The organism is Paenibacillus sp. NEAU-GSW1 (assembly GCF_009737085.1).
Classification (GTDB): domain Bacteria; phylum Bacillota; class Bacilli; order Paenibacillales; family Paenibacillaceae; genus Pristimantibacillus.
This window is the reverse complement of sequence record NZ_WOVL01000049.1, coordinates 1-15,202: the sequence shown is the minus strand read 5'-3', so window position 1 is coordinate 15,202 and position 15,202 is coordinate 1. Positions and strand designations below refer to the sequence as shown.

General features: G+C 50.1%; 9 protein-coding genes and 1 riboswitch. Of the genes, 3 read left to right on the top strand and 6 right to left on the bottom strand.

Annotated features, from left to right (window positions below):
* Window positions 1-510 precede the first annotated feature (510 nt).
* Window positions 511-1,419, top strand: coding sequence for a helix-turn-helix transcriptional regulator (locus GOM71_RS23390; RefSeq protein WP_156285531.1), 909 nt, complete (start codon window positions 511-513; stop codon window positions 1,417-1,419).
* A 178-nt stretch (window positions 1,420-1,597) separates the two neighbouring features.
* Window positions 1,598-2,119, top strand: coding sequence for a DinB family protein (locus GOM71_RS23385; RefSeq protein WP_156285530.1), 522 nt, complete (start codon window positions 1,598-1,600; stop codon window positions 2,117-2,119).
* Between the two features lie 313 nt (window positions 2,120-2,432).
* Here the strand turns inward: GOM71_RS23385 and GOM71_RS23380 are convergent, their stop codons facing one another.
* From GOM71_RS23380 to GOM71_RS23355, 6 genes are all read right to left on the bottom strand, one after another.
* Window positions 2,433-3,311 carry a radical SAM/SPASM domain-containing protein gene (locus GOM71_RS23380; RefSeq protein WP_156285529.1) on the bottom strand — a complete coding sequence of 293 codons (879 nt, stop codon included), beginning with the start codon at window positions 3,309-3,311 and terminating at the stop codon, window positions 2,433-2,435.
* Window positions 3,312-3,379: 68 nt separating this feature from the next.
* On the bottom strand, window positions 3,380-7,819 hold the full coding sequence (locus tag GOM71_RS23375; RefSeq protein WP_156285528.1) for a DEAD/DEAH box helicase: 4,440 nt from the start codon (window positions 7,817-7,819) through the stop codon (window positions 3,380-3,382).
* A gap of 136 nt (window positions 7,820-7,955) precedes the next feature.
* Window positions 7,956-9,716 carry a phosphomethylpyrimidine synthase ThiC gene (gene thiC, locus GOM71_RS23370; protein ID WP_156285527.1) on the bottom strand — a complete coding sequence of 587 codons (1,761 nt, stop codon included), beginning with the start codon at window positions 9,714-9,716 and terminating at the stop codon, window positions 7,956-7,958.
* A gap of 247 nt (window positions 9,717-9,963) precedes the next feature.
* A riboswitch (TPP riboswitch) is annotated at window positions 9,964-10,066 on the bottom strand.
* 66 nt (window positions 10,067-10,132) lie between these two features.
* Window positions 10,133-11,878 (bottom strand): WG repeat-containing protein, encoded by a 1,746-nt coding sequence (locus tag GOM71_RS23365; protein ID WP_173275986.1) that lies wholly within the window; start codon window positions 11,876-11,878, stop codon window positions 10,133-10,135.
* A 105-nt stretch (window positions 11,879-11,983) separates the two neighbouring features.
* Window positions 11,984-12,937 carry a tyrosine-type recombinase/integrase gene (locus GOM71_RS23360; RefSeq protein WP_156285525.1) on the bottom strand — a complete coding sequence of 318 codons (954 nt, stop codon included), beginning with the start codon at window positions 12,935-12,937 and terminating at the stop codon, window positions 11,984-11,986.
* Window positions 12,938-13,069: 132 nt separating this feature from the next.
* Window positions 13,070-13,537, bottom strand: coding sequence for an NUDIX hydrolase (locus GOM71_RS23355; RefSeq protein ID WP_156285524.1), 468 nt, complete (start codon window positions 13,535-13,537; stop codon window positions 13,070-13,072).
* A 183-nt stretch (window positions 13,538-13,720) separates the two neighbouring features.
* On the opposite strand from GOM71_RS23355, the gene GOM71_RS23350 reads away from it, so the two are divergent.
* Complete coding sequence (locus GOM71_RS23350) at window positions 13,721-15,007, top strand: amidohydrolase (protein WP_156285523.1); 1,287 nt, start codon at window positions 13,721-13,723, stop codon at window positions 15,005-15,007.
* Window positions 15,008-15,202 lie beyond the last annotated feature (195 nt).

The window sequence follows — 15,202 nt, the reverse complement described above, 5'->3', positions numbered from 1 at the left end:
GTGGCTTTCGCTTGCCCATCATTTGCTGAAGAAAGCCACAAAGCATCAAAATCGAAAAATAGTGTTGCAGGGATAGCTCTCTGCAACACTATTTTCATGAATACCGCTTCTTCAATTACTGATGCGAGCCGTTTTTTCAGCGAGCGAACCACTTTTGGGACGGCCTCTTTCTTTTTGCTCCGCAATCAGTCGCCCTGTGCCCACGGAACGAACCCGGTTCGCTTTTTAAGGAAGCAATTTTCCCTGTTTGATAACTTACACCTCCTCAAATTGCTTTCTGCGAACCGTTTTTCGCAAACAACGAATCTCTGTTCCCGATCAACGAACCTCACTTCTCAATCGTCTAATCGAACGCTTCCTAGCCCCGGATTAACGAAAAAATTTTCGTTAAACAGCGAACCTGCTTCGCTATGCTAGACATAAAGGCCAATCCCGCATATAGCGAAATAATCTTATGCTATAATGATGACCAGACTATGGTAACGAAATGATGTAAAGGCAGGGATACGGATGAAATTAGAGCGTTTGATCGCCATTATTTATAAGCTGCTTAACAACGACGTTATATCTGCTGCTACACTAGCTGAGGAATTTCAAGTTGCGCCAAGAACGATCTATCGGGATATCGACGCGATTTGCGCCGCTGGCTTTCCGGTCATATCCTATCAGGGCAATAAAGGCGGATACGGTATGATCGAAGGCTATAAAATGGATAAAAGCCTGCTCGGATCGTACGACGTCACATCCCTTATTACCGTACTCAGCAGCCTCTCCTCCGTATTTAAAGACGAGCGTGCGCAAGGAACGATTGATAGGCTGAGAACGATCGGTTCAGAGCATGAAACGTCAAGCCTCGCCGTCGATATTGATGCCCGCAATACAGATCCCGAGACGCTCCCTCGCTTGCGTACCGCCATAACCGAGCGAAAAGTCGTCCGCTTTGATTACATAAATGCAAAAAATGAACGCACAACCCGCGAAATAGAACCGATAAAGCTCCATTATAAATACAGCAACTGGTACATCTACGGCTACTGCTTAGCGCGAGAAGATTATCGGGAATTTCGGCTATCGAGAATGATCTTCGCACAATTAACGGATCAAACTTTCGAACCGCATCAGGAGCTGAAAGAAGCAACAAAAAAGGAATGGCTAGATCCGGTCGAGGAAGTCGTCATTACTGTCGGCCCCGAGACTTTGGCAGATGCGCTTGACAGATTCCATCATGTAGAGAAGCATTTTCAGGCAGACGGCAGCATGACGATGCGGATTCCGGTATATCGGCCGCTGGAGGCCCGCTGGCTCTGGTCGATTCTGCTCAGCTTTGGCGGAGGCGCAGAAGTACTCGAACCGAAAGCGCTGCGGACGGTTATTAAAAATCAGCTGCAACAAGCTTTGATACTTTATGAAGAAGTATGACAGACTGCTGTCATACTTCTTTTATTAAAATATAAGAAAGTATAAGTTTCTCCTTATACTAGGCTTATATTTCAACGCGAAACAAAGCTCCGCCTCTATAGGACGCGTATCCGTTTCTGCTTGTCATGACGAAATAAGCCAAACCAAATCCAAAAGGAAACAGAAGGAGACGATAAGAATGACAAATTATCCAGTTGAAATGTATAACTACCATGCTTGGGCAACTCAAACGATTATAGGAAGATTGAAGGAGCTTCCTTCCTCGGTGCTTAACCAGGAAGTGAACAGCTCATTCCCTACCGTCGCCCATGCCCTCAATCATATTTATGCGGTGGATATCATGTGGTATCAAGTTCTAACAGGCGTCAGTATGCGAGAGGCGCTGCAAGCATGCTACTCTATAAACGATAGCATCTTGTCGTCCTCGGACGAATATGCCGATATTTTTGCCCGGTCTGCTGAACAATATAAGCTGTGGTTCCAAAGCCGAAGCGAGAAAGATCTGGAGCAAACGATTATACTCGACAATCCATATGCTGGAATCCGCGAAACTCGTCTATCGGAAATTGTGCTGCATACGGTCAATCACGGTACGTATCATAGAGGCAACATTTCGACGATGCTGCGCCAGCTGGGCCATGCTTCGACGATGAACGACTATGCCCTTTTCTGGTATCGGCAGCCAGCGGACGTCATCTAAACGAATTTAAAGGGAATGGGTGAAGGATGGATATTGAAAATCTGCTCGTTGTTCAAACAAGCGATGAACTGCGGGCGTGGCTGCAAGCTCAATAGCGCCGCCAAAAAATGCTGCTGGGTCTTCAAAGCGTCAAACATGATCCGAAATTGTTTCAGAGCCGACTAGACAAGTTTATTGACCATACCCGAGAAAATAAAATGTACGGCCAATGGCATGATCATTGACGTCTGCTTCAGGTATGAAATACGCTTGAACGGCAAAAAAACCTCCTCATCCCGAGGAGGTTTCCTGCTTTATTTAACCGCATTAACTACTAGGCTCCAAACCGTTTGCGATATCCGCATTTGCGGCAAAGCTCTTCCACCGCTTCCCGTCTGGAGAAGCCCTCGTACAGCTTTGTCGCCCTCTCGTCCTCGATAATGTCCGAGAAATGCTTATCGTTAATGTTGCCGAGGTCGATAACGCCTTCGCCATCCAAGCAGCACGGAACGACGGTGCCGTCGACCAGAATGCCGGCTTGATTGCGCAGCCCGTGGCAGAAGCCTTTGCCGTCGTCCTCTTCCGCCTTCAAGTCCGGCCATTCAAACTCGTAATCCTGATTCAAATACACACGATCGGCTAGCTTAATCCCGCTCCCCGGCGATACGCGCTCCTCGATACGGAAGTCCAGTTGAAACTCCCGCTCGATTTGCCCCAATATTTCGCGGTTGCGATTGCGCTGCGCATTCGTCAAGTTGTTTTCATCCAGATTCCACAGCCGTAACGAAATAAGCATATCGGTTTGTTCCAGCGCTTCTCTTACGAAAGAAAGCACGCTGCCGACGTAGCCCTCTTTGTCGACGGAGCCTTCATGCCCGTCAAAGCTGTGAAGCGAAAAGTTCATTTGGCGAATGGCCGACTTCGTCAGCAGCTTATGTTTATTTTTTTGAAGCAAGGTGCCGTTCGTTGTGATGTTGACTTTAAACCCTTTTTCATGGCTAATATCGAGCAGCTGGTCGATTTTCGGATGCAGCAGCGGCTCGCCTTTGAGATGAAAATAAATCGAGTCGGTGTGCGGTTTGATTTGATCCAGCCGCTTAGTAAAATCATCTATTTGGATAAAACCTTTCGCTCGCTGCGTCTGCGGACAAAAGCTGCACGCTAAATTGCAAATGCTCGTAATCTCTATATAAAACTTTTTAAACTTTTTCATGCCAAGCTGCTCCATTCATACGTTCATAGTGTCTAACGGCTATTATAGCATTATTGCAGCCGTTCAGCCTATGTTTTCGCTTTGCTTTTAAACTGGCTCAGCCACAAGACGAGCGACTTCCGGTCGCGTTCGGCGCCCAATCGCTCCAACGCTGCTCCTGCAGCAGTCGTTGTAACGTCTGCTCCGTTCCATTTCTCAATGACCAGCTTGTTCATGCGCTGTCTCCGGAGCAGCTCGCCGATGATCGAATGGAGATGCTCGGCCTGCTGCTCTTCAGCTTCCTCAAACGAATAAATTCGTTTACCGTTATTTTCAATCCAATAGAGCAGCTTGTCACCGTTAAATGCGAGAAAATTGCCGGGCTTTCGAGCGAACGCGCAACTCGGATGATCCGGCCATTCCAGCATGAGACCGAACGGATTGGCCGGATCGACTGCCGACAGAAGCGTAATCGGCGCGGCGGCTGGCAGTGGAATTGAGCTGTGGATCGAACGCGCCAGCTCCAGCGTCGTAAATTGCATCGTTATCGCGCCGTCGACAAAAATGCCGCGTGTAATCGTTCCCCATTCTTCGAGCCGATTTAGCAATGGAAGCAGCTTATCCCAGCTGTACGGCGTATATGCAACGGCCAGCTCTTTCGTTACAAGGCCATAGGCGCCAAGCAAATGGCTGACCCAATGCGCAGCCGATGATTCGTGCAATTGCGCAGCTGCCTCCCGCTCCCCTTCTTTTTTTACCGTGATCAAAGACCCGGTCCAGTACCATCGGCCCTGACCCGAACCGCTTCGCGCCCAGTCCTTGCCTTTTTTCCCTGCCGCAAGGCGAAGCGGCGCGAACTGGTCGTTCGAAACATGGCCTTCCCAAGCTAATTCGAGCAGTTCATTCAACGTCTCCGTCGGCAATTGACCGGCTTCACGGCTTAGCTTCGTCAGGAAGCTGGCGCCGTTCGCCTTTAGTGTATCGAGCAGCTTCGGATTAGAGCAGCTGGATTCCCGGCTAATAGCGGCCTGAATATAAGGCTCGAACAAAGGCCTGCTTTCCGCGAGAAAAAAGGCGATTTTGCCTTCTTTTTCACTCGTTTGCTTATTGCCAAACCAAACAATTTCGCCAGTTGCGCAAAGCTGATCCATTTCCTCCTTGCGATAGTCCTTCAAGCGTGCCGGGAATATGACCGTTTCCCACAACGACAACGGCAAGAACAATCCTTGCATTCGCTCAATGACCGCAAGCAGCCCTTCTCCGCCTTTCAGCTGCGAGCCATTAAGCGCATGTTGCTGCAGCGCCATTTGCGCGCACCATCTCATCGGCTGGGCAGGCTCCGCCAGCTTGCGCGCTTCATTGATCGACAGCCTGATCATTCTCGCCGCTGCGCCGCGCCCCGTCCAGATTCGCTCGGTTTTGCTTTCTGCGAAAGGCGCTTGCACGATGACCCCCTGCTCGGCCAGCTGATCGATCAGCCGTTCTGCTTCTGCAAGTGTCAGCTCAGGATAGCGTTCTCTTAGCTGCTGTTCATTAAACGACAGCTGATGCTCGGCGTAGCGTCCGACGATAAAAGTAACGGATGCAGACGTACACGGAAACTCGTCGTACAGCTCAGCCTCGTCACTGCATATCCAACGCACAGGCCTCGCAACTGCCGCATCGAAGCTTGCGCCAAATTCAATCTGCAATGCCTTGCCGGACTGACATAACGATTCAAGCCAACTAACCGTTTCCTTTCCAGTTAGCTGAATGAGCTCATCTGTCGACATATCGCCTCTGCGCTTTAACAGCTTCCATAAATCCTCAGGGCTGCGTACCGGCTGCTCCGGCTCTTCCATACGTCGGCGCTCGCTTTCCAGCACCGTTGCGGAGACGGCATTTGCCGCCGTATCTCGGCCGAACAGCTTGCCGGCAAGCTCCTTGCTGACGTTTAACAACCCCATCTGCACCGATGCATCAAGACCGTCTCCCTCATAAATGCGCGAACTGACATAGTCCATCAAAAACTGTGTCGCCAGCGGGGAAGGATATTCCGTCTCGCGAACAACGACTGTCATGCTGCCGCCGCGAATTTGTTCCAGCAGCATGCGCAGCCGATCTATGTCCAAATAAACATGCAGACATTCCCGCATGGCTTCCGTCAAATATGGAAAACGATCGGCGAATGGCAGCGCGTCCCGCAATAGCTCCTCGCTGCGAAGCCGCTTCTGCCACAGCGGCGTTCGCGAGAAGCCGCGGGAGAGCAATAGCGATGTCTCGGCAATATGGCGAAAAGCGATCGCGAGCAGAGGCGACCCCATAAGCCCTTCGAGCAGCAGCGGCTCGACATTTTCCGGCACAACCTGCCATATCGATTGCAGCCAGGACGGATCCCATTCCGGAATAACGAATTCAATGCCGTTGTCTTTTGCATTGCCGTACAGCCGATAAGGCAGCAGCTTCTCAAATTGCCGCTCAATGGCGAGCAGCCATGTCCGGTTAATAATTCTGCCAAACGGATTATGCAAAATAACATGCGTCTGATTCATGACGTCCCGGTAGTGTTCAATAACGATCCGGCTATCGGTGGGCAGCTCGCTGCACGCCAGCTGCGATCGCGCGAGCGATATGAGCTGCTCTGCTGTATATGAATCCAGAAAGTGCGTCGCCGACAACCATTCGATGATTTCGCCGTCATACTCGCCGGCTTGTTTAATGCGCTGCTCAAGCTCGCCCATAAACTCGCCGACTTTCCGGCCAAGCGCATATGAACGTCCTGTGCCGTCCGTTCGCCAGAACGGGATTTCGCTAAACGAATTTCCCGCCTCCGATACATAGATGCGATCCTTATCGACGCGGCGAATCATCCAGGAGCTCGTCCCAAGCTGAAACACATCGCCTACTCTGCTTTCCAGAACGAATTCCTCATCCAATTCACCGAGATGTACCCGGCTCTCTATATGGTGAACCGGATAGGACGAGCTGGACGGAATGGTTCCTGCGCCTGTAAGCGCCGCGATTGACGTGTTTTTACGCTTGCTGAGCTTGCCGTTCTCCCGGTCCAAGTCGAGTAATGGCTTTGCGAACGGATAAAGTCCGGAGAGCACCTTCACCATATCCTCGAGACCGCTTCTAGTGAAATTGCGATAGCTGTCGCTGCCGGCAATTAACCGATGCAAGCAATCAAGCGAGATGCTCTCGCCAGCGACAATGGACACGGTATGTTGGGACAGCACATCAAGCTTATTTTCCGGTATGTCAATCGGTTCGATATCCCGTTCGGCAATTTGCTTGCTAAGCACCGCAATTTCTGGCAACACGCCGCGATGACGCGCGATAATCCGGCCTCGGCTGACACTGCCTACCGCATGTCCCGCCCTGCCAATCCGTTGAATACCCGCAGCGGCGTCGAGCGGCGAATCGAGCTGAATGACAAAGTCGACATGGCCGACATCAATGCCCAGCTCCAACGACGAGGTAGCGACAATACAGCGGAGCTCTCCCGCTTTCAGCATGCGTTCGACTTCGAGACGGCGTTCCTTAGCCATGCTGCCATGGTGGGCGCGGGCCATTTCATACCCGGCATGATCATTCAAACGCAAGCAGAGGCGCTCGCAAAGTCTGCGGCTATTCACGAACAGCAATACGGAGCGGCAGTCGGTCATGAGCTCAAACAGCCGATCGAGAATCGGAAACCATACCGATTCCCTAGTCGGCATCGGCACCGAATGGTCCGGCATTGTAACACGCACATCCATCCGTTTCTCCATCAAGCTTTCAACGATTGTGACGTAACGGGGCCAATAGCCAAATTGATGAGTCTCGGCTGTCGCAGCCTCCTGGCCGCTCTCATGATTTTCTGACCAGCCGCCAAGAAAGCGCGCAACCCGGTTGAGCGGCTTTTGCGTGGCCGATACGCCGATACGTTGAAGCCGCCCGCCGCTTAAACGCGATAAACGCTCCAGCGACAACGACAAATGAGCGCCGCGCCTGTCCGCAGCCAATTGATGAATCTCATCGACGATAACAAATTCCGCTGTTTTCAGCAGGCCTCTGCCTTTCTCCGAAGTGAGCAAAATATAGAGTGATTCAGGCGTCGTTATGAGCACATCCGGCGGTCTTCGCAGCATTGCCGCACGCTGCGAGCCGGTCGTATCGCCCGTCCGAACGGCGCAGCTCAAACCCGGCCATTGCAAATCAGACTCTGAAGCTGCTGCGTCGATTCCCTTAATGAAATGTTCGAGGTGATCATAGATATCGTTATTTAACGCTTTCAAAGGCGTAATATATACAATGCGAACCGCGCTCGGTTGACGCTTGCCTGCAGCCGGACGGTTCGCCGCTTTTGAGCGGACAACGCTGTCCAAACAAGGCAACAGCGCTGCAAGCGTTTTCCCGGAACCGGTTGGAGCGGCAATCAACGTATGCGCTTTAGCGGCTATTGCTTGCCATGCTCTTTGCTGTACGTCAGTCGCCTCGCCGAACGAGTCGCGAAACCAGCCTTCGATAGCGGGATGGAATGAGGGCGTTGCACTTTGCTGTTCCATGCGGAATCATCTCCATAAAAATAGGGTAATCGCCATAGGCCTCAGCCTTTTGCGATTACCCTAATTATACCAGCCGGCGCGTTGTTCGCCAAAGCTTATCCGACGTTTAGCGGCTTATTCATTACGATAAACTTGCTTAATAAATGGAGCTGCCGGCTTCTTTGAACGCTGCCGCCTTTTCTTGCATGCCTGCTTCGATTGCTTCCGCCGTATCGAGACCGTTCCGTTCCGCATAATCTCGAATATCTTGCGTAATTCGCATGCTGCAAAATTTCGGACCGCACATCGAGCAAAAATGCGCTGACTTCGCCGCATCCGCAGGCAGCGTCTCGTCGTGGTAGGACATCGCCCGCTCCGGATCGAGCGACAGATGGAATTGATCGCGCCAGCGGAACTCGAAACGCGCCTTCGACAAAGCGTCATCCCGAACTTTCGCCCGCGGATGCCCTTTCGCCAAATCCGCAGCGTGGGCTGCGATTTTATACGTAATGACGCCTTCTTTCACATCTTCCTTGTTCGGGAGGCCAAGATGCTCTTTCGGCGTTACATAGCATAGCATCGCAGTTCCGAACCAGCCGATCATCGCCGCTCCAATTGCCGAAGTAATATGATCGTAGCCTGGCGCAATGTCGGTCGTCAGAGGACCAAGCGTATAGAACGGCGCCTCGTCGCAGACAGCCAGCTGGCGGTCCATATTTTCTTTGATTAAATGCATCGGCACATGTCCCGGTCCTTCGATCATCACTTGCACGTCATGCCTCCAGGCTATTTGGGTCAATTCTCCAAGCGTATCAAGCTCGGCAAATTGCGCTTCGTCATTCGCATCGGCAATCGAGCCCGGCCGCAGACCGTCGCCTAACGAGAATGAGACGTCATATGCTTTCATGATCTCGCAAATCTCTTCGAAGTGCGTGTAGAGGAAATTTTCCTTATGATGAGCAAGACACCATGCCGCCATAATCGATCCGCCGCGGGACACGATGCCCGTCACACGCTTGGCCGTAAGCGGAATATAGCGCAGCAAGACGCCTGCATGGATCGTAAAATAATCGACACCCTGCTCCGCCTGCTCAATGAGCGTATCGCGAAACACTTCCCAGCTTAACGCCTCCGCTTTGCCGCCTACTTTTTCCAGCGCTTGATAAATCGGCACCGTTCCAACAGGCACCGGCGAATTTCGAACGATCCATTCCCTGGTCGTATGTATGTTCTTGCCGGTTGACAGATCCATAATCGTATCGGCGCCCCAACGCGTTGCCCATGTCATTTTCTCCACTTCTTCCTCGATTGAAGAAGCGACGGCCGAATTGCCGATGTTCGCATTGATCTTCACGTGAAACTGGCGCCCGATAATCATCGGCTCGCATTCCGGATGATTAATATTAGCGGGAATTATCGCCCGGCCAGCCGCGATCTCATCGCGCACAAACTGCCCGCTCATGCCTTCCCGCAGCGCGATATATGCCATTTCCGGCGTAATGATTCCTTGCCGCGCATAATGCAGCTGCGTTACGTTGCCGCCGTTTCTTGCCCGCAAAGGCATCCTCGAAAGCCCGGGAAAAATGGCTGCTCCTTTGCGTTCCGCAGAATCGGCAGTGCTAAAGCCGTTGTCCTCCGGACGGATGACCCTGCCCTCGTAGCTTTCCGTATCGTTGCGGCGGGCAATCCATTCGCTGCGAATCGCAGGCAATCCGCGCCGAATGTCAGCCGTATATTCCGGATCGGTATAAGGACCGCTGGCATCATAGACGAGCACCGGTTCGTTGGCGATAGACTCGCCATTGCGTCCCTGACTCGCTTCGAGCGCAATTTCCCGCATCGGAACCCGAATGTCGGGTGCTTCGCCTTGAACATAAATTTTTCGGCTTCCTGGCAATGGCGTTGTTAAAATTGGCATCGTAAACACTCCTAATCACAATTGTAATGGAGCTCCACCGATACCTGCCTGGCACGCAGTTCGATTGGGACAATATGAATCCACCGCTTATCGTTTTTAATTTGCTTCGCCGGGACGGCTTTCCGCATGAAAAAAAGCCGCCCCGGCGAAGGAGCGGCTGAAATGTGCGGACGCAAACGACGACAAGGCATACGGCAGAGCATTCGCTCTTTGCCGATGTCTGTTGTACTTGTTGCTTTCCTGAATGAAACGCACAATTCCACTTTCCTACGCTGGCATAACCCAGATCAGGTTCAAAGGGACAAAAGCGTTCGCTTTATCTCAGCCTTACGGCGCCCCTAGTGGTTTTCCTTGCTTGACTATAACGGCAAGCTTCTTATCTGTCAACCCTCATGATGGAATTAAAAGTTATACGACTAGCCGTTAAACGAACGCCAGAAAGCTCCTTTTTTATCCAATATGGCTTCGATTTGCGCATATGGAACGACAAAAGTCGGAAAACCGGCGGCATATGGCGCAATTTCATACGGTTCAAAATAGAGATGCAGAGCATGCTCGGTTACGAAAAAAGGCTGATCCGCCTTAATGCCGGTATACGAATCCGGAAAAATATAATCGTATTGCGGATCATTTTTAATTTGATTGCCGACAATTTCACTCAAGATGGCGACGTAATCGCTGTCTTGTTTAAATAGGTCTTTCAGCTCATACATCGATCCGTCCGAAACATTGATGTGCGAGTAAATCTGCGTCGGCATTCCGTGTGCTGCGCCAAACGGATAGTTATAGCCGGTCAGCTCAAGAACGAGCAAATCTTTTTTAAACCATGCAACATCAAAATCGCCGTTGTACGAATAATTCAGGTCAGCATCCGGGTCAATCGGCTTAACGAGAGAAAGCTCTCTCAGTTTTTGGTTGACTTTAGCCGCCGCATTTGCGTCGCTCATTCCTTCAACTACAGGGTAATAGACCAAATAATTGGGATTCGGTTTATACTTCTGTTCCTTAACCCGATAAGGGCTGCGAAGCGGAATAATCGTGCTGGGCTGCCATACAACGCGGCCATTACGCAGCGTGTATAAGGTGCGCTGATCAATACTGGCTTGAATAATCCCGTCATCCATAAGCGTCAGAGTGCCGCTGCCATCGTAACGAGGAAATCCTTGAGCCGCTTTGCCGGAAGCATCAATGAAAAAAGTCTCGTTTCCATTAGTCGCTGAGGCTAGCCCATGATGGAATTGGCCTACATCCGTATATATGAATTCGGTCAGCTTCCGTCCCGAGGAGTCAAAAATTGCGAAAACAGAGCCGATAAAGGGCTCCTCCTCATTAATCGCGTTGCCAACGGCAAACCGTTCATTGCCGAGATCCCGTATTTCGTTATAACCGGGCTTGATCACCTCACGGCCTTGTTGATCGATTACACCGTATTGGTTTGTATAGTCCTCCGCTATATTGACAATCGCTCTGCCGCCGTGGAATGGCATTGCCGAGCTGAAACGCGGCTCGATGACGACTTGGCCCCGCTCATTCAAATAGCCGGTTTTGCCGTTGTCCGTCGCACGGAAAGCCAAATACCCGTCGCCCGGCTGGCCTACGTACGGGTAGGCATATGTGGCGAGCTTTTTCCCGTCGGGCTGCAGCAGCGCGTATTCATTAACTTTCACTTTAACTACGGCACGCTTATTCGCAAAATCGCCGGCGTCCAAATAAACAGGCGGAATAACCTCATTCGCTTGCCGATCAATATAACCGTAAAGTGATTCGCCCTCTGGCTTTGATTCACTGATTACGGCCCTGCCGTCATGCATTTCCGCCATGTAGCTGTAGCCTTTGCGCCCGACCAGGTCTCCGTCTTCGTTCATCAGCCGATAGGACGAACCAGTTATGACCGGCGCTCGGCCTTCAGAGAAATTGCCGATGTAGCCGTAAATTGGCTTCGCGACATACGCTCCTGTCCTGTCAATCAGCCCTTGTTTGTCATTCAATTGAACAACGGCAGCATCGAATTGAAACGGATTGGCATATTCGTATTGCGGCCGAATCGCAACAGCGCCGCTGTTGTTGATATAGCCCCATTTTGTGCCTGAAGTTGTTTTGACAGCTATCGGATACAAAATCCTCGATCTTGTTGCCCTCATGTCATAACGAATAACCGTCATCGCCATGTCCTCCTTCGCATCCCGACTCAACTAAATCATCGTATGCGCGGAAAAATCGGATATGACAGAAATTTAGTTAACATAACATATTATATGTAATCCATATTAAAGTTCACTCGAAAATTCGCGGGCCAACAACCGTCCGGGCAATTTGACCGCTATATTGTCCATTGCCGTTTGCAGCTGTTTATTATCAATATGCGTGTAAATTTGCGTCGTCTCGATGCTTGCGTGGCCAAGCAGCTCCTGCAGCGTTCTTATATCGGTGCCGCTGCGAATTTGCATGGTGGCAAAGGAATGGCGAAGCTTATGGCTGGACAGCGGCTTATCGGCAAGAGCGGGCCGTTCAAGCTTTAACTGTTCAATCGTCCGATCCGCGACCGTCTGAATCATACGAATAGATAATCGGCGTCCGAATTGAGATACGAAGAATGGCTGGTCTTTGCCTTGCCTGGACGTGAGCCGCTCCTCCAGCGCCTTGCGCAGCACTTCATGAATCGCATTGGGCAGCGGAATGACGCGCCATTTTCGTCCTTTTCCCAAAATATGAATCGCTCCGTCCGGCCGCAAGTCGGATATATTCATTCGATGCACTTCGCCTACGCGCAGCCCCGCGTAAGCCATAAGCAGCACGATCGCAACATTCCGGCTATAAAATTTCCCCTGTACCGATTGGAGCAGCTCATTCAGCTCATTTTCCTCCAAATAGACGGGGATTCGATTTTTCTCCTGTTTGGATTTCGCAACGAGCGCTGCCGGATTTGAATTTGCGGCTTCCATCTCGATCAACGCTTTAAAAAAAGCTCTTATGGCCGATAGCTTGCGATTTCGAGCCTCATCGCCGGCACCCTTCTCACGGGCAGCAGCCAAATACCGCATCACATCCATTTTGCCAAGCTGGCCAATCGCATTCGGATAGACGGCGTTCAGGAAGCTTTGCACATCTCCTCCGTAAGCTTGCTGAGTCGCCTTCGTCATCCCTCTATTTTTCATCCAGATCGTGAACAGTTCCAATTCCGTTCCATACAAGTCTGTTAGCTCATGATGTCGGGCAGTCAAAGATCATATCCTCCATTTTATGTAAAATAGCACTCTCGCAAATGGATCTCCTACTCTATTATGCCATCATTAAAACGGCTCTGAAAGCAAATTGCGCGAAATATGTATTTCGTGCAATTTTATTTGCGTGTTTTATTGTGCCGCTATCCTGTTTACGATGCGTTTTGCGTTCTCTGCTATTTTCATTTTAATATAAGGATCCGTTTTCTCCGGCAGCTTTGTCGGCTCAAAAAACTTCGCTTCTATAACCTCCATTCCATCCGGCTTTATTTCCCCTTCATAATGAGTGCAAATATAACCAATTACGACATTGTAATATTCATGTCCGTTTCTCAATTTCGTATACAAGTGGTTACCGGAAAAGACGCCATACAGCTCGAGTTTATTAATCGTTAATCCTATTTCCTCCTTAACCTCCCGAATTGCGCACTCTTCCACCGATTCACCTAATTCCATCATTCCGCCCGGAACTCCCCATGTCTCATCTTTATATCTAACGAGAAGTATTTCACCTGTTTGATTCAAAATCAGAATGCTCGGTCGAACGAGAATAATCGGGCTGTTGCCAATCATTTGCCGCAGCGATTCAATATATCCCATATCATTTCCTCCTCATTTGTACTTATTTCCCTAATTGTAGCATGCAATCATTTTCCAAAAAGAGAAAAATAATATGAGGTTTTTTCCTGTTTTATCGTTCAAAAAAGACCAAACAGAAATCTTTGATTGACCTTCACCCAACGTTAAGGTTTAGTATAAACCCAGAAAAAGGAGGCTGTTACGATGCTAAAATTAATTAAAGGCGCCACTATCTTAACGATGGGAAACAGTGAACCATTTATCGGGGACATTCTGATTGACAAAGACCGCATAACAGAAATGAAGACTGCCATTACCGCTGAAGTTGATGAGGTGATTAACGGTGAAGGAATGGCAGCGTTGCCAGGTTTGATAAACGCTCACCAGCATACACCAATGAGCTTATTGAGGGGATTTTCCGACGATTTGAAGCTTATGGATTGGCTAGACAAGAAAATGCTCCCCGCTGAATCCCGAATGACGCCTGAGGACATTTATTGGGGAGCAAAGCTCGCAATGGCTGAAATGATCAAATCGGGAACGACTACTTTTGCGGACATGTACATCCACATGAATGAAATAGCAGTTGCAACGGAAGAAGTCGGCATGCGGGCTTCTTTAACTCGGGGATTAGTGTTCCTTGAAGATGATGGCGGCCGACGAATGTCGGAGGCGATTGATTTAATCCGGCGATGGAGCGGCAAAGCCGAGGGCAGGATCACCACCATGCTGGGGCCCCATTCCCCTTACATGGTTCCGCCGCAACACTTTAAAGAAATTATCTCGCTTGCAGAACAGGAAAGAATTGCAATTCATACGCATCTTGCTGAGTCCAAAGAGGAAGTTATCCAAATTCGGGAAAAGTATCAACAAACCCCAACACAATATTTGTATCATCTCGGTCTGTTTGAAAAGGCTCATGTGCTCTTAGCTCATAGCGTACATCTAAATCGGCGCGATATCGGTTACTTGAAGGGGATGCGGGGAGGCGTTTCCCATAATCCCGTAAGCAACCTCAAGCTTGGTTGCGGGATTGCACCAATTACGGAGATGGTCGAACAAGGGATTACCGTAGGACTAGGCACGGATGGAGCAGGCAGCGCCGCCACGCTAGATATGTTTGATGAGATCAGAGCTGCCACTTGGCTGCAAAAGCTGGATTACGGAGATCCCACAAAACTTCCCGCCATTGATGCCCTTCGAATGGCGACTGTCGGAAGTGCGGGATTGCTCAACATTGACCATGAAGTGGGCATGTTGGAAATTGGAAAAAAAGCGGACATCATCTTAATCGATCTGAGAAAACCCCATTTGCAGCCGATCCATAATATACATTCACTGCTCGCATACTGTGCCAATGGATCGGATGTAGACACGACAATCGTAAATGGAAAAGTGTTGATGCAAGGCCGCCGTTTGCTGACGATCGATGAAGATGAGCTGTTAAAGCAAGTTTCCACTCGTTCCAAACGAATTGTAGATGGCATATGAGCAATAATTGTTGCAGTGCGGGCATTACTGCCCGCACGAAGGGCAAACGGAGCATTTTCGTATTATTAGGGCTGTCCCATAAGTCATGAAAATGACGATGGGATACCCCTTTTTTTATCTGGGTTAAACAGTAAACTGCTCATTTAAATGTTCTTCCGATCGCCATTGCTCAGGGATTCCTTTGAATCAACGAGG

What these genes read in the sequence shown, in the direction of transcription:
- GOM71_RS23390 (WP_156285531.1), top strand. Translation starts at nt 511, where the DNA reads ATGAAATTAGAGCGTTTGATCGCCATTATTTATAAGCTGCTTAACAAC.
- GOM71_RS23385 (WP_156285530.1), top strand. Translation starts at nt 1,598, where the DNA reads ATGACAAATTATCCAGTTGAAATGTATAACTACCATGCTTGGGCAACT.
- GOM71_RS23380 (WP_156285529.1), bottom strand. Translation starts at nt 3,311, where the DNA reads ATGAAAAAGTTTAAAAAGTTTTATATAGAGATTACGAGCATTTGCAAT.
- GOM71_RS23375 (WP_156285528.1), bottom strand. Translation starts at nt 7,819, where the DNA reads ATGGAACAGCAAAGTGCAACGCCCTCATTCCATCCCGCTATCGAAGGC.
- thiC (WP_156285527.1), bottom strand. Translation starts at nt 9,716, where the DNA reads ATGCCAATTTTAACAACGCCATTGCCAGGAAGCCGAAAAATTTATGTT.
- GOM71_RS23365 (WP_173275986.1), bottom strand. Translation starts at nt 11,878, where the DNA reads ATGACGGTTATTCGTTATGACATGAGGGCAACAAGATCGAGGATTTTG.
- GOM71_RS23355 (WP_156285524.1), bottom strand. Translation starts at nt 13,537, where the DNA reads ATGGGATATATTGAATCGCTGCGGCAAATGATTGGCAACAGCCCGATT.
- GOM71_RS23350 (WP_156285523.1), top strand. Translation starts at nt 13,721, where the DNA reads ATGCTAAAATTAATTAAAGGCGCCACTATCTTAACGATGGGAAACAGT.